Genomic DNA, 16,952 nt, shown 5'->3' with positions numbered 1-16,952 from the left:
CTTCCTTTGTGTGGCTTTGTGTCTGTCGTTCCTGCGAGGTGCCCATGGGTCTGGCCCTGGTTCAAAGTCGTGCGCTGCTGGGGCTGGCCGCCCCGCGTGTCACCGTGGAAGTGCATCTGGCCAACGGCCTGCCGTCGTTCACGCTGGTGGGCCTGGCCGATGTCGAGGTCAAGGAAGCGCGTGAACGCGTGCGCTCGGCACTGCTGAACTCCGGGCTGGAGTTCCCGAGCAACAAACGCATCATCGTCAACCTGGCACCCGCCGACCTGCCCAAGGATTCGGGGCGCTTCGACCTGCCCATTGCGCTGGGCATTCTCGCGGCCAGCGGCCAGATCAATGGCGATGCGCTGGGCGACTACGAATTCGCGGGCGAGCTGTCGCTGTCGGGCGCCCTGCGGCCCGTGCGCGGCGCGCTGGCCACGGCCCTGGCCCTGCACCGCCAGCAGGACGGCGCCCGCCTGGTCCTGCCGCCGGGCAGCGCGCAGGAGGCGGCCTTTGTGCCATCGGCCCAGGTGTTCTGCGCGCACCACCTGCTGGACGTGGTGCGCCGCTTCATCACACGCTCGGCCAATGCCCTGGTGCAGGCGAAGCAGGACACGGACAGTGCCTGCTGCAGCGACGAAAGCGAGGACACCGGCGAGACCGACGAAACCGACGCCTTGCCGGCAGCAGGCGACACCCAGGCATGCTCCGGCCCGGGCTGGCATGCGGTGCAGCCGCAGCCCGCCGCCCCAGTGCGCAGCAGCCTGGACCTGGCCGAGGTGCGCGGCCAGGCCCAGGCGCGGCGCGCGCTGGAAATCGCTGCGGCCGGAGGCCACGGCCTGCTGCTGGTGGGGCCGCCGGGCTCGGGCAAGTCCATGCTGGCCCAGCGCTTTGCCGACCTGCTGCCGCCCATGAGCGATGACGAGGCGCTGGAGGCCGCCGCCATCGCCAGCCTGGCCGGCCGCTTCACGCCCGAGCGCTGGCGCCAGCGTCCCACGGCCAGCCCGCATCACACGGCCAGTGCCGTGGCCCTGGTCGGAGGAGGCTCGCCACCGCGCCCCGGCGAGATTTCGCAGTCCCATCAGGGAGTACTGTTTCTGGATGAATTTCCCGAGTTCGCACGCAGCGCGCTGGAGGCGCTGCGCGAGCCGCTGGAGACCGGCCAGATCACCATCGCCAGAGCCGCGCAGCGCTGCGAATTCCCCGCGCGCTTTCAGCTGGTCGCGGCCATGAATCCCTGCCCCTGCGGCCATTGGGGGTCGACGGTGCAGCGCTGCCGCTGCACGCCCGACAAGGTGGCGCGCTACCAGGCGCGCATCAGCGGCCCGCTGCTGGACCGCATCGACCTGCATGTGGAAGTCGGCGCCCTGCCCCCGCAGGAGCTGCTGGCCGCGCGCTCGGGCGAAACCAGCGAGGCCGTGCGCGAGCGCGTGGTCCAGGCCCGCGCGCTGGCCGTGCAGCGCCAGGGCAGCGCCAACCACCAGCTCCAGGGCCAAGCCCTGGACGACCACCTGGGCCTGTCGCCCGAGGCCCTGACCTTCGCCCACAAGGCCGCCGCACGCCTGGGCTGGTCGGCCCGCAGCACCCACCGCGCGCTCAAGGTGGCGCGCACCATTGCGGATCTGGCAGGCAGCGCGGCAGTGGAGACGGGGCATGTGGCCGAGGCCATGCAGTATCGGAGGGTGTTGCGGTTGCCTTCATGAGCCGGCGGGCACCAGGCCTTGCGCATCGACAGCCGCAACCTCTTGGTCGATCCCCAACACCTCCACGCACGCATGCAGCGCAGGCGACCAGCCCTGGCGCGCGGGCACGACGAACCAGGTTTCCACACGGGCGACTTCCTGGGCGAGTGCGCCGGGCAGGGCCGTGATGTGCACACCGAAGCGGTGCTGCTGGGCCTGGACCACGCTGCGCGGCAGCAGGCCGTAGCCCATGCCGGCGGCCACGCAGCCGAGGATGGCGTCCAGCGATCCCATTTCCATGATGCGTGCGGCTACGCCGCGCGCGGCCAGCAGCAGTTCGATGCGCTGGCGGTAGCTGCAGCCCTGGCGGAAGGCCAGGAAGGGCACGGCGCTGAGCTGGGCGGCATCGGGAAAGCGCGGCAGCGCGAAGGCGGTGACCAGCACCAGCTCCTCCTCGAAGACGCGCCAGCCCTGCAGGCGGGACTGGGGCGGCATGCCGGAGACGAAGGCGCAGTCCAGCCGCCCGGCAAGCAGATCGGCCAGCAGCTCGGCCGTGGTGGCCGTGCGCAGCTCCAGGTCCAGGCCGGGCTGGGCCTGGTGCAGGCGTGCCAGCAGCGGCGGCAGGCGCAGCGCGGCCGTGGTTTCCATGGAGCCTATGCGCAGCGCGCCGGCGGCCCGGGAGCTGCCTTGCAGCAGGGCCAGCGCCTCGTCATGGTCGGCCAGCATGCGCCGCGCGTATTGCTCCAGCAGGCGGCCTGCGGGCGTGGCGTGCACGGGCGCGCTGCGTTCCAGCAGTTGCACGCCGGCCTCGTCCTCGAGCTTTTTCACATGGGCCGTCACGTTGGACTGCACGGTGTGCAGTTGCTGCGCGGCGGCGCCGAAGCTGCCGCTGTCGCAGACGGCCAGGAACATGCGCAGGGACTTCAGTTGCATCGCGGCTCCAGTGACATCCATCTTCAATCGAGATCGATGCCATCATTTTGAATCATTGGACATGATGGGCGGCAACGCCTAATGTATGCCCATCCTCCCCGCATGGCGCCCACTCCCGTGATCCAACGCAACGAAACTTCCCTGCTGCTGACCGGCTTCATGGCCACGCTCAGCGGCGTCGGCCTGGCGCGCTTTGCCTACACGGCGCTGATGCCGCAGATGGTGCATGCCGGCTGGTTCAGCGGCGAGCAGGTGGCCTACCTGGGCGCGGCCAATCTGCTGGGCTATCTGATCGGCGCTCTGGCCGCCGCGCCGCTGGCCGAACGCCTGGGCGCGCTGCGCGTGCTGCTGTGGTGCTGGGTGGCCCTGGCGCTGAGCTTTGCGGCCTGCGCCTGGCCTCTGCCCATGCCCTGGTTCTTTGCCTGGCGCTGCATCTCGGGCATTGGCGGCGCCATCCTGATGGTGCTGGGCCCCTCCGTGGCCCTGGCGGCCACGCCCGTGCAGCGGCGCGCGGCCCTGGGGCCGCTGATGTTCTGCGGCATAGGTGCCGGCGCCCTGCTGTCGGCCACGCTGATACCGCTGCTGGCGCGCCAGAGCCTGGGCGCCGTCTGGTGGGCGCTGGCGGCGGTCTGCGCCTGGGCCGGCTGGCTGGGCTGGCGCCATGTGCGGCGGCTGCCGGTGCCTGCACCCATTGCCATCACGCCCCATGCCCGGCACGTGCCCGCCGCGCCCCTGTGGACGCTGCCCGTGGTGCTGGTGATGCTGGCCTATATGACGGACGCCTTCGGCTTTGTGCCGCACACGGTGTTCTGGGTGGACTACCTGGCGCGCGAGTTGCAGTTGGGCGATGCCTATGCCTCCACGCAGTGGGCCGTGTTCGGCCTGGGCGCCATTGCCGGGCCGCTGGTGGCCTCGCTGTGCGCCACGCGCTTTGGCTGGTGGGGCACGACCACGGGCGCCTATGCGGTCAAGACCCTGGCCATTGCCATGCCGCTGTTCTGGGTGGGATTTGCGGGGCATGCGACCTCGTCCTTCCTGGTGGGCGCCCTGTCGCCGGGCATGGCGGCCATCACCTCGGGCTACCTGATGCAGCTGATCGGCCCCGCGCAGCACAAGCGCATGTGGGGCTATGCCACGGCGGCCTTTGCGCTGATGCAGGCCGTGTCGGGGTATTTCATGGCCTGGAGCTATGCGGGCCTGGGCTCGTACCAGCGCCTGTTCGTCATCGGCAGCGTGTCGCTGCTGCTGGGCACGCTCATGATCGCCGCCAGCCGCGCCAGCGCGCGCCGGCAGGCTGCCGCATGAGTGCGCGGATTCGAGACAGGAAACAAGGAGTCGTATGAGCACCGCAAAGACCGCGTGGATGGCCCGCCTTGGCATGCGCCATCCCATCATCCAGGCCCCCATGGCCGGCACGTCCACGCCCGCGCTGGCGGCTGCCGTCACCGATGCGGGCGGCCTGGGCTCGCTGGGCATTGGCGCCAGCGGCACGGAGCAGGCACGCCAGCAGGTCGTGCAGACGCGCGCGCTGACATCGGGCGCCTTCAACGTGAACCTGTTCTGCCACCGGCCGGCCCGGGCCGATGCGCAGCGCGAGGCCGCCTGGCTGGCCCATCTGGCGCCCGAGTTCGCGCGCTTCGGCGCCAAGCCGCCGGCCGGCCTGAACGAGATCTACGCCACCGCCGTCGGCAACGCGGCGCTGCAGGCCATGCTGCTGCAGGAGCGGCCCGCCGTGGTGAGCTTTCATTTCGGGCTGCCTGAGCAGGACTTCATCGACGCGCTGCGCGCGGCCGGCGTCGTGACCCTGGCCAGCGCCACGTCGCTGGACGAGGCGCGCCAGGTGGAGCAGGCCGGTGTCGATGCCATCGTGGCCCAGGGCGTGGAGGCCGGGGGGCACCGCGGCACGTTCGATCCCGCGCAGGACCGCATGATGGGCACCTTCGCCCTGGTGCGCGTGCTGGCCCGCAACACGGCACTGCCCGTAATCGCGGCCGGCGGCATCATGGATGGCGAGGGCATTGCGGCCGCGCTGGGCCTGGGCGCCTGTGCGGCGCAGCTGGGCACGGCCTTCATCCTCTGCCCTGAATCGTCCGCCAGCCCGGCCTACCGTGCCGAGCTGCGCAGCGAACGCGCCCACCACACAGGCATCACCGCAGCCATCTCGGGCCGGCCTGCGCGCGGCATGGTCAACCGGCTGCATGCGCTGGGCGCCAGCCATGGCCAGCCCCTGCCCGACTACCCGCGCGTCTACGACGCGGGCAAGGCGCTGCACCAGGCGGCGTCCGCCCAAGGCAGCTCCGACTACGCAGCACACTGGGCCGGCCAGGGTGCGCCGCTGGCGCGCGAGATGCCGGCTGCCGCGCTGGTGCAGACGCTGGCCGGCGAACTGGCGAGTGCTCAGGCAGGCCGCTAGAGCGTGTTATCCACTAAAGTGCCGCCAGCCCTTGCTCCAGGTCGGCGATGAGGTCGCGCGGCGACTCCAGGCCGATGTGCAGGCGCACCACGGGCCCGCGCGCACTCCAGTCGGTGACGCTGCGCGCCTGCGCCATGTGCGCGGCCGTCGCCAGGCTTTCGTAGCCGCCCCAGGAAGCGCCGATGCCGAAGAGGCGCAGGCCGTCGATGAAGCGGTCCACGGCGGCCTCGGCGGTGCCGGGCTGCAGCTCCAGCGACACCAGGCCGTTGGTGCCCTGGCAGTCGCGCAGCCACAGCGCATGGCCAGGGTGCGTGGGCAGCGCGGGACAGAACACGGTGGCCACGGCCGGGTGCTGCTGCAGCCAGTGCGCCACCTCCAGCGCATGCGCCTCGTGCATCTGCAGCCGTGCGGCCAGCGAACGCATGCCGCGCAGCACCAGCCAGGCATCGTCGGGGCTGACCGCCATGCCGAAGGCATCGCAGCGCGCGGCCAGCGGCTCCCAGGCGGCCTCGGTGGTGGCCACGGTGCCCATCATCACGTCGGAGTGGCCCGACAGGTACTTGGTGGCTGCCATCACCGAGACATCGGCCCCCAGCGCCAGCGGCCGGTACTGGCAGCCCGACCCCCAGGTGTTGTCGGCCACGACCAGGGCGCCGCGCGCATGGGCCATGGCCGCCAGCGCGGGCAGGTCGCACATCTCGTAGACCAGCGATCCCGGGCATTCGGCATAGACCATGCGGGTGTTGGGGCGCATGCGCGCCTGGGCGTCGCTGCCATCGGCCGCGAAGAAGTCGTACTCGATGCCGTAGGGCCGCAGCCATTGCCCGGCCAGGTGGCGCACAGGCTGGTAGGCGCTGTCGGTCAGCAGCACATGGTCGCCGGGTCGCAGGTAGCTGAGCAGGGCCATGCCGATGGCCGCCAGGCCGGTGGGCAGCAGCCGCGTGCGGTGGGCGCCTTCCAGCTCGCTGACGGCGTCTTCCAGCGCAAAGCCGGTGGGCGTGCCGCGCGCGCCGTAGCTGAAGATGCGCTCGCCGGCGCGGCGCTCGCGCATCTCGCGCTGCTGTGCCGTGCTCTCGAACAGCACGGTGCTGGCGCGCACCAGGGGCGGGTTGACGGCCGTGCCGCCGGCATAGGCCGGGCGCTTGCCCGCATGCAGCAGCCGGGTCTGCAGGTCCAGCGCGGGGGCGCCAGGGGCCGATGATCCAGGCACGGGGGCGTGTGCGGCAGCCATCAGTCGATCTTCGCGCCCGAGAGCTTGACCACGCGCGACCAGCGCTCCATGTCCTGGCGCAGCTGGGCGGCAAAGGCCTCGGGCGTATTGGCCACGACTTCGCTGCCGCCATCGACGACCAGCTTGGTCACTTCCGGCAGTTGCAGGGTGCGCACGATGGCGTCGTGCAGATAGGCCACGCGCTCGGGCGGCGTGCCGGCGGGTGCGAAGAAGCCGTACCAGTCCTCGAAGCGCGCATTGCGCAGGCCCAGTTCCTCCAGCGTGGGCACCTTGCCGAACACGCCGATGCGGCGCGGGCTGGTGACGGCCAGCGCACGCACCTGGCCCGCCTGGATCATGCCGGCCACGGACGAGGTGGAGGTGATCAGCACATCGACCTGCTGGCCCAGCAGATCGTTGATGGCCGGCCCCGCGCCCTTGTAGGGCACATGGGTCATGGGCACGCCGTTTTCCTTGGACAGCACCACGCCCACCAGGTGCGACAGCGTGCCGTTGCCGGGCGTGGCATAGGTGACGCGGCCCGGCTCGCCCTTGCTGCGCGCCACCAGGTCGGCAAAGCTCTTGAGGGGCGAGGCCGAGGCGACCACGATGGCCAGCGGCGCCGCGTTGATCTGCGTGATGGGCACGAAGTTCTTGAGCGGATCGAAGCCCGGCGCGCTGTAGAGCGCGGGGTTCACCGCCATCAGCGAGACCTGGCCTGTGAGCACGGTGTAGCCATCGGGCTTGGCCTCGGCCACGGCCTTGGCGCCGATGTTGCCGCCTGCACCGCCCCGGTTTTCCACCACGGAGGGCTGGCCCGTGGCCTCGGTCAGGCGCGTGGTGACCCAGCGTGTGCTGGCGTCGTTGCCGCCGCCCGGCGGGAAGGGCGAGATGAAGCGGATCGGCTGGGCCGGATAGCCGTTGCGCGCAGCCAGCGGCTCGGCCGTGGCCTGCGAGAGCATGGCCAGGGCCGCGAGGCTGGCGGCCAGCATCCTGGCCAGGGTGGGGATTGCGAACATGTCTTGTCTCCTGTCGTTATGTGATCTGATTTATGTCGCTCTACGGCAAGTCAGCGATATATGGCGCTGCCTTTGCAACTGACGTGACTTTGGCCAGGGGCACCAAGCAAGGGCCGCCCCCGCAGCGAGGGTGCCGTCCCCCTCCCGCGCAGCGAGAGAGGGGGAAGCGGCGAAGCCGCTCAGGGGGAGCTTCATGCACTCGGCAGGCGGAAGGCGGCCAGTTCCTGCGCGTCCAGTTGGGGCACCAGGCCCGTCTCCCAGGCCAGGTAGCGGCGTGCCGCTTCCTTGTTGCCGTCGTGGCGGTCGTGCACGAAGAACAGGTAGTCGATGCACTCGGCGTCGGTGGGGCTGTCGGGCGTGGCCTCGACGGGCAAGCCGGCCTGCTGCCATGCGGCCAGGCCGCCTTCGAGCAGCAGCGGCGCGGCGCCCTGCAGCTCCAGCGCGGCCCATTGCGCCATGCCGGGCTCGTCGGCCACCAGCACGATCTGGCGCGTCTCGCCGGCCAGATCGCTGGCAAGGCACGGGCGGATGGACCAGCGGGCCCCGGCGATGTGGCCTGCGCGGTACTTCATGCCCGCGCGCAGATCGACCACGGCCACCTCGCCCTGGCGCATGCGCTCGTGCAGGGACTGCGCCGTGATGCCTGCCAGTGCGGGGACCTGGGGCGGCTGGGCCGGTGCCAGGTCCAGGCCGCTTTGCAGGCCGCCCCGCAGCACGCAGGCGTCATGGCCGAGCTGGCGCAGCCAGCTGGCCACCACGGGGGCGCGCACGCCATCGCTGTCGAACAGCACCAGGCGCGCACCGCGCACGCCCACGTACTGGTCGCCGGCCTGCATGAGCTGGCCGCCGGGCGTGTGCTGGGCGCCGGGCAGCGAGCCGGCCTTGAATTCCTCGGGCGTGCGCACATCGCACAGGAACAGCGTGCGCGCAGCATCCTGGCTCCAGGCGCGCACGGTGTCGGCATCGACCTCGGGCACGTCGAAGCGTTCGGCCAGGGCACGGGCCTGGGCTTGCAGCGCGCTGCTGGCCGAGTCGTCGCCATAGCGGTGCGTGCCGCCGTGCTCCAGCGGCAGGTCGGCCAGGTACCAGCCCTGGGTGCCGTTCTCCAGCGCGTAGACGGGGTTGGGAATGCCCAGGTTGATCAAGGTCTGCGCGCCGATGATGGAGCGCGTGCGGCCCGCGCAATTGACCACGATGGGCGTGGCCGCATCGGGCACCAGGCGGCTCACGCGCAGCGCCAGCTCGCCATTGGGGCAGCAGATGGCGCCGGGGATGTTCATCTTGTGGAACTCGGAGACGGGCCGGCCGTCCAGCACCACCAGGGGCAGGCCCGCCGCCTGGCGCGCCGCCAGCTGCTGTGCCGTGATGCGCGGCGTGCCATAGGCGTGTTCGGCCAGTTCGCCAAAGGTCTTGGAGGGCAGGTTCACGCCGGCGAACAGCGTGTAGCCCGCAGCGCTCCAGGCCTTGGCACCGCCTTCGAGCACGGCGACCTGGGTATAGCCCAGGGCTTCGAGGCGGCGCGCGGCACGCTCGGCCACGCCCGCGCTGGCATCGCCCTCGCCACCGTCGTAGGTGACGACGCGCACCTGCCTGCGCGGCACCAGGCGGGGCACATCCAGCTCCAGCCGGCTGTAGGGCAGGGGCGTGGCGTAGAACAGGTGCGACTCGCCGTACTGGCCGTGCTCGCGCACGTCGAGCAGCGCGATCTCATGGCCGTCGTGCAGCCAGGATTTGAGGGTGTGGGCGTCAATGGATGCGGTCATTGCATGCGGTCCGGGAAAAAGATCGGCAAGGAATTTCGGGCAAAGCCCTGCCACGCGCGCCCCGTGGGGCGCGCTGCGGCATGGACAGTGAAAAGGCAGGAAGCGGGAGGTAGCGGCCGGGAGGCCGGGGCTCAGCGGCGCGTCTGCACGCCGATGGCCATGGTCTGGCAGGTGCCGGTGGCCAGGTCGTAGCTGGTGCGCTCGTTGAGCGTCTCCAGCGCGCGGCCGTACATGTGCAGGTGGCGAATGACCTGCTCGCCCTGGATCTCCACGGAGTGGATGTCCTCGGGCATGAGGGCGATGCCCTGGCCTGGCGCCACCACCACGAGTTCCGTCTCGCGCAGCGTGCCCTTGCCGGGGACGGAGCCGTCGTCGGTGCGCTCGTAGACGCGGTTGTGCTCCGTGCCTTCCACGGCGGCAATGCAGGCCCAGGTCGTATGGTTGTGCGGCACGATGCGCTTGCCCGGGCGCATGACGTTGAGGTACAGCGCATAGCTCTGGTCGGCGTCCTCGGCAATCAGGTAGCGCGCCTGGTGCTCGCCCTGCTCGGGTGCGGCGTAGTCGGCCTGTTGCCAGAAGTCTCGGCGCGCGGCCAGGCCCAGCAGTTGCTGGAGCACGGCGTCCAGGCTGGCGCGCGTGGCCGCGTCCTCGCCAATGGCCTGCTTCATGTGGTCGATGGCCGCTGTCACGGCGGCGCTGCGCTGTTCGGTGATGGTGTTCAAAGGGGGCTCCTTGTCGTCGTTGAAGCCCACTGTAGTGAGGCGCCCGGCCCGCAACAATCCACGCATGCCCAATAAATACTTCAATAAAATTGAAGTATGGAGACGCTTGACCTGGACCTGCTGCGCACCCTGGCCGCCATTGCCAGCCACGACAGCTTTGCCGCCGCCGCCGTGCAGATGGGGCGCACGCAATCGGCCATCACCCAGCAGATGCAGCGGCTGGAGGAGAAGATCGGCCACGCGCTGTTCGAGAAGCAGGGCCGGCAAAAACGCCTCACCGACCATGGCCAGCGCCTGCTGGGCTATGCGCGCCACATGCTGGCCATCCACGACGAGGCGCTGCGCAACCTGCAGCACCGCCAGGTGCAAGGCCTGGTGCGCATTGGCGCACCCCACGACGCGGCCGACAACATGCTGCCGCCCGTGCTGCAGGAGATTGCGCTGAACTTTCCGGGCATGCAGATCGACATCCATGTGGGGCGCAGCCCGTTCCTGATGGAGTCGCTCAAGCAGGGCGAGCTGGACCTGGCCATCTCCAACCGGGAGGACGAAGGCTTCGAGGGCTTTGCCCTGCGCTCCACACCCACGGTGTGGCTGTGCGGCGCGGGCTATGCCCATGACCCGGGCAAGCCCGTGCCCCTGGTCATGGCCGACGGGCCCAGCATCTTCCGCCGCCTGGGCTGCGATGCGCTGGATGCGGCCGGCATCGCCTGGACGCCGCGCCACACCTGCACCAGCCTGGTCGGCATACGCGCGGCGCTGCGCGCCGGCCTGGGCGTGACGGCACGCGGCGTGGAGCAGCTCGACCCGGGCCTGCGCGTGCTGGGCGCGGGCGACGGCATGCCGCCGCTGCCGGACCTGGTCTACCGCCTGTACATCCGCAGCCATGTGATCAGCCCCGTGACACGCCAGATCTTCGAGAACCTGCAGGCCCGCATGCGGCAGCCGGCGGGCTGAGCGCCGGGGCGCTTGGCGCGCGGCAGCGCTGGATGTGGCGGCGCACTTGACTGCACCGCTTGTAATGGGACTTATTCTCAAATAACATCCGCGCCACCGCCGCCCCCTCCGGCCGGCGTTTTTCGAGCCTTTCCAGGCCCCCCGTGCCATGCCATCTCCCACTCTTGCCCGCACCCATGACTGGTTCCGTGACTGGTTCCGTGACTACGGGCCGCTGATTTCCCGCATCCTCGCCGCGCTGTTTGGCGGCTACGCCGTGGCGGCGCTGGCCAGCGTGGCCGTGCTGGCCCTGCCCGCAGACCGCACGCAGGCGGCGATCTCGGGCACCTTGCTGAGTTTTGCCGTCTACGCGGGTGCGGTGATCTGGGTGTTTGCCGTGCGCAGCGCCACGCGCGCCTGGGCCGGCCTGCTGGTCGCCGCCCTGGTGCTGGCGCCTGCCGCGTGGTGGACCTGGGGCAAGGGGCTGGGCGCATGAACACGAACACCACGGACACCACGGACACCACGGACACGGCCGGCAAGTCTGCCAAGCCCGCGAAAGCCGCCAAGCCTGGGAAAGCCGCCAAGGCGCCCGGCATCCGCCAGACCATGTCCGACCTGCACACCTGGGTCGGCCTGCTGCTGGGCTGGTTCCTCTACGCCATGTTCCTCACGGGCACGGTGAGCTATTTCAGGAACGAGATCACGCAGTGGATGCAGCCCGAGCAGCCGCACCAGAGCCAGGCGAGCGAGCCCGCGCTGGTGGCCCAGCGTGTGGGTGACGCCATGGCGCGCCTGGCACCGCAAAGCCCTCGGTGGCTGATCAACCTGCCCGATGAACGCAGCACGGTGGCCACGGTGTTCTGGAGCCCTCCCGAAGGCCAGGGCAAGCGCCGCTTCGAGAACGGCCGCTTCGACCCGGCCACCGGCACGCGCCTCGAAGGCCCGGTGCGCGAGACGCGCGGCGGCGAGTTCTTCTACCGCTTCCACTTCCAGTTCCACTACATGCCCGTGCTCTGGGGCCGCTATCTGGCGGGGCTGTGCGCCATGTTCATGCTGGTGGCCATCGTCAGCGGGGTGATCACGCACAAGAAGATCTTTGCCGACTTTTTCACCTTCCGCTGGGGCAAGGGCCAGCGCTCCTGGCTGGACGCGCACAACGCGCTGTCCGTGCTGGGCCTGCCCTTTCACCTGATGATCACGTACACCGGCCTGGTGACCCTGGCCCTGATGTACATGCCCTGGGCCAATCTGGCCACGACCATGACGCCCGAGCAGCGCGTGGTGGCCGGCCAGCAGCTCAGTGCCTTTGTTCCCGCAGGCAAGCCCTCGGGCCAGGCCGCGCCCCTGGCACCGCTGGCCGACATGGTCCGCCAGGCCGAGCAGCGCTGGGGCGCGGGCCAGGTGGAACGCCTGAACGTCAACCTGCCCGGCGATGCCAATGCGCGCGTGACCGCCATCCGCGGCGAGAACGGCCGCGTCTCCATCAGCCCGCAGTTCATGATGTTCGACGGCGTCAGCGGCCAGCTGCTGCAGGCACAGGACAGCGTGGGCGCCGCCGCCGAGACGCGCGGCGTGCTCTATGCGCTGCACATGGGCCGCTTCGGCGACCTGCCCACGCGCTGGCTGTACTTCATCGTCAGCCTTGCGGGCACGGCCATGGTGGGAACGGGACTGGTGCTGTGGAACGTGAAGCGGCGCAGCAAGCTGCCCGACCCGGAAAGGCCGCATTTCGGCTTCCGGCTCGTGGAACGGCTGAACATCGCCACCATCGCCGGCCTGTCCATCGGCATGGCCGGCATGCTCTGGGCCAACCGCCTGCTGCCGGTGGAGATGGCGCAGCGCGCCGAGTGGGAGGTGCACGCCATGTTCATCGCCTGGGGCGCCACCCTGTTCTGGGCGATGGGCCGGCCCGCCAAGCGGGCCTGGATCGAGTTGCTGTGGGCCGGCGCCGCCGCCCTGGCCCTGCTGCCAGTGGTCAACGCGCTGACCACGGATCGCGGCCTCTTGGCCAGCCTGCGCGCGGGCGACTGGGTGTTCGCTGGCATGGACCTCATGCTGCTGGCCCTGGCCGCACTGCATGCCCATCTGGCCGTGCGCACCCAGCGCCACCAGCCCAAGGCCAAACCGGTGCGCGCCGCCCGCCCCGCGCCCAAGGCTGCCACTGCAGCAGCCGCCACAGCAGCGGCCGCCGCAGCGGAGACCAGCGCATGAGCATGGCCCATCTGTTCTGTCAGCTGCTGGCCCTGGGCGCCTTCGCCTGCCTGGCCCTGGCCATGGACCGCCACCAGAGCGACCTGTTCGGCAAGGAACTGCCATCTGCCCACACACGGCGCCTGCGCGCGGCCGGCTGGGTGCTGCTGGCGCTGTCGCTGTGGGCAGCGCTGCAGGTGGAGCCCTGGTCGCTGGGGCTGGTGGCCTGGTTCGGCCACATCGCCGCCGCAGCGGCCATCGTGCTGCTGTCCATGGTGGCGCGCGAGCGGCTGCGCTGACGGCCCTCCCGGCGCCTTCAGAGAAACATGCCGCCCGAGGCCTCGATGCGCTGGCCTTGCACCCAGCCCATGCCGGGCTGCAGCAGGGCGGCCATCACGGGGCCGATGTCGTCGGGCTGGCCCACGCGGCCCAGTGCCGTCTGGCTGGCCAGGGCCGCGCCCATCTGCGCATCGTCGCGCACACGGCCACCGCCAAAATCCGTGGCAATCGCCCCCGGCGCCACCGTGTTGACGCGAATGCCGCGCGCCCCCAGTTCGCGCGCAAGGTAGCGCGTCAGCACCTCCACCCCGCCCTTCATGGATGCATAGGCCGCATAGCCCGGCTGGGTGAAGCGCGTGAGCCCGCTGGACAGATGGATGATGCTGCCGCCATCGCGCAGCAGGGGCAGCAGGTGCTGGCTCAGGAAGAACGGCGCCTTCAGGTGGATGGCGACCAATTCATCGAACTGCGCCTCGGTGGTGGTGGCGAATGGCGCGTTGATGCCGATGCCGGCGTTGTGCACCAGCGCATCAAGGCGGTCGGCCTGCCAGGTATCGGCCAGCGCCTGGCGCACGCGGGCCGCAAAGTCCGCAAAGCCCGCGCTGCGCGCCACGTCCAGCTGCAGGGCGGCGGCCCGCCCGCCCAGCGCCTCGATGGCGGCCACGGCGGCCTGGGCCTCGTCGGCACGCTCACGGTAGGTCAGCACCACGTCCAGGCCCTGGCGCGCCAGGTGCTCGGCCGTATTGCGGCCCAGGCCGCGGCTGCCGCCCGTGACGAGGACGATGCGGCGGGCGGCAGGGGAAGAAGCGGTCGAAGGAGAAGCTGTCATGGCGGACCTCGTTAGGTGGTTTGCAATGACAGCGACTGTATTGAAGGTCGATTTTTGGATAAATTGGCTGTTTCTGATTTATTTGTTCGCCCCATGCAAACAATCAAGCTTCTGGAGCAGATGCAGATCTTCAGCCGCGTGGCCGAGATGGCCAGCTTCACGCGTGCGGCCGACAGCATGGGTTTGCCCAAGGCCAGCGTCTCCCAGGCCGTGCAGCAACTGGAGGCGCGGCTGGGCACGCGGCTGCTGCACCGGACCACGCGGCGCGTGCAGCTCACCCAGGACGGCCAGGCCTGCTACGAACGCTCCCAGGACCTGCTGGCCGACGTGGACGAGTTCCAGGGCCAGTTCCAGCAGGCCGGCGACGCGCCGCTGCAGGGCAAGGTCCGGCTGGACATGACCACGGGCCTGGCGCGCCACGTCGTCATGCCCTTGCTGCCGCAACTGCTGCAAAGCCATCCGGCGCTGGAGCTGGAACTGAGCTGCACCGAGCGCCGCGTGGACCTGGTGCGCGAAGGCTTTGATTGCGTGCTGCGCCTGGGCCCCGTGGACGAGCCCGGCCTGGTGGCACGCCCGCTGGGCCTGGTGGCGCTGGCCACCTGCGCCAGCCCCGGCTATGTCCAGGCCCACGGGCTGCCCGCCACGCTGCAGGATCTGGGCGGTCACCGGCTGGTGCACTACCAGCGCACGCTGGGCGCGCGGCCGCTGGGCTTCGAGTACGAGGAGGATGGCCAGCCCCGGTACCTGCCGATGGCGGGCGCGCTCACCGTGAACAACGCCGAGGCGTATCTCGCGGCCTGCCAGGCCGGCCTGGGGCTGATCCAGGTTCCGCGCCTGGCCGTGCAGCCGCTGCTGGACGCAGGGGAACTGGTCGAGGTGCTGCCCCGCCACCCGCCGCCGCCCATGCCGCTGCACCTGATCTACGCCCAGCGCCGCCAATTGCCGCGCCGCGTGCGCGTGCTCATGGATTGGCTGGCCGAAGCGGTCCTGCCCTGGACGCTTGGCGCTGGCCCGGCCGAAAAGCCCTAGCGAGCGCTGCAGCGATTCAGCCAGCGTCATTTTGCTTATCACTAATCCGTATCAAGACAAAGGTTCGCGCCTGCCCCTTTTGACGCCATTTACCGGACAATAGCGACCTTGCCCCGGTCACCGGCCGCCACGAAGCAGCGGCAACGCGCACACCGCGCCTGCCCCCTGTGCTTCCCGCCACCGCGTGCCTGAATGGCACTGACCTCTCATTGCAACGTCCCGGCGGGCACTGCCTGCCCCGAATTCACCGTATTGCCAACATGAGTGCTTTTCTTGAAGAACGCGTGCTGTCCGTCCACCACTGGACCGACCGCCTTTTCTCCTTCACCACCACCCGTGACACCGCGCTGCGCTTTTCCAACGGCCATTTCACGATGATCGGGCTGAAGGTCGACGGCAAGAACCTGCTGCGTGCCTACTCCATCGCCAGCCCCAACTACGAGGAGCACCTCGAGTTCCTGTCGATCAAGGTGCCCGACGGTCCACTGACCTCGCGCCTGCAGAACATCCAGGTCGGCGACACCATCCTCGTCGGCAAGAAGCCCACGGGCACGCTGCTGATCGACTACCTGCTGCCCGGCAAGAACCTGTACCTGATCGGCACCGGCACGGGCCTGGCCCCCTGGCTGGCCGTGGCCCGCGACCCCGAGACCTACGAGCGCTACGAGAAGGTCGTCGTCGTGCACGGCGTGCGCCACGCCAGCGAGCTGGCCTACCAGGAGCTGTTCGAGAAGGAACTGCCCGAGCATGAATTCCTCGGCGAGATCGTCAAGGACAAGCTGGTCTACTACCCCACGGTGACGCGCGAGCCCTTCCGCAACCAGGGCCGCATCTCCAACCAGATCACGGCCGGCACCTTCCCGCAGAACATCGGCCTGCCCGAGCTCAACCCCGAGACCGACCGCGTCATGCTGTGCGGCAGCCCCGCCATGCTGAACGAACTCAAGGAGCTGCTGGAGCACCGTGGCTTCAAGGAAGGCAACACCACCACGCCCGGCGACTTCGTGGTCGAGCGCGCCTTCGTCGAGAAGTAAAGCCCACGACACCCCGTGGCGGGGCGGCTGCCGATAATCGGCGCATGCCGCCCTCCCGCACCCCGCCGCCCCAGCCCGGCGACGATGACCGCAACTTCATCGTCGCCCTGGCGCGCGGCCTTGATGTCCTGTCCTGCTTTCGCTCCGGCGAAAAGCTGCTGGGCAACCAGGACATCGCCAGGCGCTGCGGACTGCCCAGGTCCACGGTTTCGCGCCTCACGCACACGCTGACCACGCTGGGCTACCTCATCCACGTGCCCGAAGAGGGCAAATACCGCCTGGGCACAGCCACGCTGGCCCTGGGCAGCGCCATGCTCTCGCGCCTGGACGTGCGCCAGATCGCGCGCCCGCTGATGCAAAAGCTGGCCGCCACCACCGATGCCGAGGTGGCCCTGGCCGCACGCGACCGGCACAACATGGTCTACATCGAGCACTGCCCCAGCGCGCGCTTCACGCACCGCGACCTGGACATGGGCTCGCGCATCCCCCTGGCCACCACGGCCGTGGGCCGCGCCTGGCTGGCCGCCAGCCCCGCATCCGAGCGCCAGCGCGCGCTGGACTACCTGCAATCGCACGCCCCCGAGCAATGGGCCGCCGCCCAGGCCCAGTTGCCGCTATGGCCCGGCGCCAGCACCCATCCGCAACCCTGGCTGTCGTGCTCGTTCGGCGACTGGCAGCCCGAGGTCAACGCCATCGCCCTGGCCTTCTCGCCGGGGCGTGGCCTGCCGCTGATGGCCGTCAGCCTGGGCGGGCCCTCGCGCTTCGTCACGGCCGATGCGCTGCGCCAGGACGGCGTGCCTGCGCTGCAGCGCATGGTGCGGCGGCTGCAGCAGGACATAGACCGCGCCTGACCGCAGACCGGGCCTGGCCGGCTGTCCCGCAGGCGCCCGCACAGTAGCCAAGACGACAGCGCGCGCCGCACTGCCGC

General features: G+C 70.3%; 16 protein-coding genes. 10 read left to right on the top strand and 6 right to left on the bottom strand.

Annotated features, from left to right (window positions below; translation table 11 throughout):
* Nucleotides 1–44 precede the first annotated feature (44 nt).
* The gene (locus IB269_RS25660; RefSeq protein ID WP_192368657.1) at nucleotides 45–1,685 is read left to right on the top strand and encodes a YifB family Mg chelatase-like AAA ATPase; all 1,641 of its coding nucleotides are present in this window, start codon (nucleotides 45–47) and stop codon (nucleotides 1,683–1,685) included.
* Here IB269_RS25660 and IB269_RS25655 read toward each other — a convergent pair.
* On the bottom strand, nucleotides 1,680–2,597 hold the full coding sequence (locus IB269_RS25655) for a LysR family transcriptional regulator (RefSeq protein ID WP_071953841.1): 918 nt from the start codon (nucleotides 2,595–2,597) through the stop codon (nucleotides 1,680–1,682). The genes IB269_RS25660 and IB269_RS25655 overlap by 6 nt on opposite strands.
* 102 nt (nucleotides 2,598–2,699) lie before the next feature.
* Between IB269_RS25655 and IB269_RS25650 the strand changes: the two genes are divergently transcribed.
* Entirely contained in the window at nucleotides 2,700–3,902 is a 1,203-nt protein-coding gene (locus IB269_RS25650) for a YbfB/YjiJ family MFS transporter (protein WP_192368656.1), read from the top strand.
* Nucleotides 3,903–3,936: 34 nt separating this feature from the next.
* Complete coding sequence (locus IB269_RS25645; protein ID WP_192368655.1) at nucleotides 3,937–5,010, top strand: NAD(P)H-dependent flavin oxidoreductase; 1,074 nt, start codon at nucleotides 3,937–3,939, stop codon at nucleotides 5,008–5,010.
* Between the two features lie 13 nt (nucleotides 5,011–5,023).
* Here IB269_RS25645 and metC read toward each other — a convergent pair whose 3' ends face one another.
* The 4 genes from metC to IB269_RS25625 all read right to left on the bottom strand — a co-directional run bounded on the left by metC (nucleotide 5,024) and on the right by IB269_RS25625 (nucleotide 9,724).
* A complete protein-coding gene (gene metC, locus IB269_RS25640; RefSeq protein ID WP_192368654.1) occupies nucleotides 5,024–6,241 on the bottom strand; it encodes a cystathionine beta-lyase in 1,218 nt (405 codons plus the stop codon).
* The gene (locus tag IB269_RS25635; RefSeq protein WP_065345443.1) at nucleotides 6,241–7,239 is read right to left on the bottom strand and encodes a Bug family tripartite tricarboxylate transporter substrate binding protein; all 999 of its coding nucleotides are present in this window, start codon (nucleotides 7,237–7,239) and stop codon (nucleotides 6,241–6,243) included. Before IB269_RS25635 ends, metC begins: the two co-directional genes overlap by 1 nt.
* A gap of 191 nt (nucleotides 7,240–7,430) precedes the next feature.
* Nucleotides 7,431–9,002 (bottom strand): rhodanese-like domain-containing protein, encoded by a 1,572-nt coding sequence (locus IB269_RS25630; RefSeq protein WP_192368653.1) that lies wholly within the window; start codon nucleotides 9,000–9,002, stop codon nucleotides 7,431–7,433.
* A 131-nt stretch (nucleotides 9,003–9,133) separates the two neighbouring features.
* Entirely contained in the window at nucleotides 9,134–9,724 is a 591-nt protein-coding gene (locus IB269_RS25625; RefSeq protein ID WP_097205496.1) for a cysteine dioxygenase family protein, read from the bottom strand.
* Nucleotides 9,725–9,820: 96 nt separating this feature from the next.
* Between IB269_RS25625 and IB269_RS25620 the strand changes: the two genes are divergently transcribed.
* The 4 genes from IB269_RS25620 to IB269_RS25605 all read left to right on the top strand — a co-directional run bounded on the left by IB269_RS25620 (nucleotide 9,821) and on the right by IB269_RS25605 (nucleotide 13,152).
* Entirely contained in the window at nucleotides 9,821–10,681 is an 861-nt protein-coding gene (locus IB269_RS25620; protein WP_123695036.1) for a LysR substrate-binding domain-containing protein, read from the top strand.
* Between the two features lie 148 nt (nucleotides 10,682–10,829).
* Nucleotides 10,830–11,156, top strand: a complete 327-nt coding sequence (locus tag IB269_RS25615; RefSeq protein WP_013800146.1) for a DUF3649 domain-containing protein — start codon at nucleotides 10,830–10,832, stop codon at nucleotides 11,154–11,156.
* Nucleotides 11,153–12,874, top strand: coding sequence for a PepSY-associated TM helix domain-containing protein (locus tag IB269_RS25610; protein WP_192368652.1), 1,722 nt, complete (start codon nucleotides 11,153–11,155; stop codon nucleotides 12,872–12,874). Before IB269_RS25615 ends, IB269_RS25610 begins: the two co-directional genes overlap by 4 nt.
* Nucleotides 12,871–13,152, top strand: coding sequence for a DUF3325 domain-containing protein (locus IB269_RS25605; RefSeq protein WP_013800144.1), 282 nt, complete (start codon nucleotides 12,871–12,873; stop codon nucleotides 13,150–13,152). Before IB269_RS25610 ends, IB269_RS25605 begins: the two co-directional genes overlap by 4 nt.
* A 17-nt stretch (nucleotides 13,153–13,169) precedes the next feature.
* Here the strand turns inward: IB269_RS25605 and IB269_RS25600 are convergent, their stop codons facing one another.
* Complete coding sequence (locus tag IB269_RS25600; RefSeq protein WP_192368651.1) at nucleotides 13,170–13,961, bottom strand: SDR family NAD(P)-dependent oxidoreductase; 792 nt, start codon at nucleotides 13,959–13,961, stop codon at nucleotides 13,170–13,172.
* Nucleotides 13,962–14,054: 93 nt separating this feature from the next.
* Between IB269_RS25600 and IB269_RS25595 the strand changes: the two genes are divergently transcribed.
* From IB269_RS25595 to IB269_RS25585, 3 genes are all read left to right on the top strand, one after another.
* Nucleotides 14,055–14,990, top strand: a complete 936-nt coding sequence (locus tag IB269_RS25595) for a LysR family transcriptional regulator (RefSeq protein WP_192368650.1) — start codon at nucleotides 14,055–14,057, stop codon at nucleotides 14,988–14,990.
* Between the two features lie 260 nt (nucleotides 14,991–15,250).
* Nucleotides 15,251–16,024, top strand: coding sequence for a ferredoxin--NADP reductase (locus tag IB269_RS25590; RefSeq protein ID WP_012202207.1), 774 nt, complete (start codon nucleotides 15,251–15,253; stop codon nucleotides 16,022–16,024).
* A gap of 44 nt (nucleotides 16,025–16,068) precedes the next feature.
* Nucleotides 16,069–16,875, top strand: coding sequence for an IclR family transcriptional regulator (locus tag IB269_RS25585; protein WP_012202206.1), 807 nt, complete (start codon nucleotides 16,069–16,071; stop codon nucleotides 16,873–16,875).
* Nucleotides 16,876–16,952 lie beyond the last annotated feature (77 nt).

It is taken from the genome of Delftia sp. DLF01, from assembly GCF_014852125.1.
Classification (GTDB): Bacteria; Pseudomonadota; Gammaproteobacteria; order Burkholderiales; family Burkholderiaceae_C; genus Comamonas; species Comamonas acidovorans.
The sequence above is the reverse complement of the archived record's forward strand: the minus strand, read 5'-3'. Positions and strand labels throughout refer to the sequence as shown.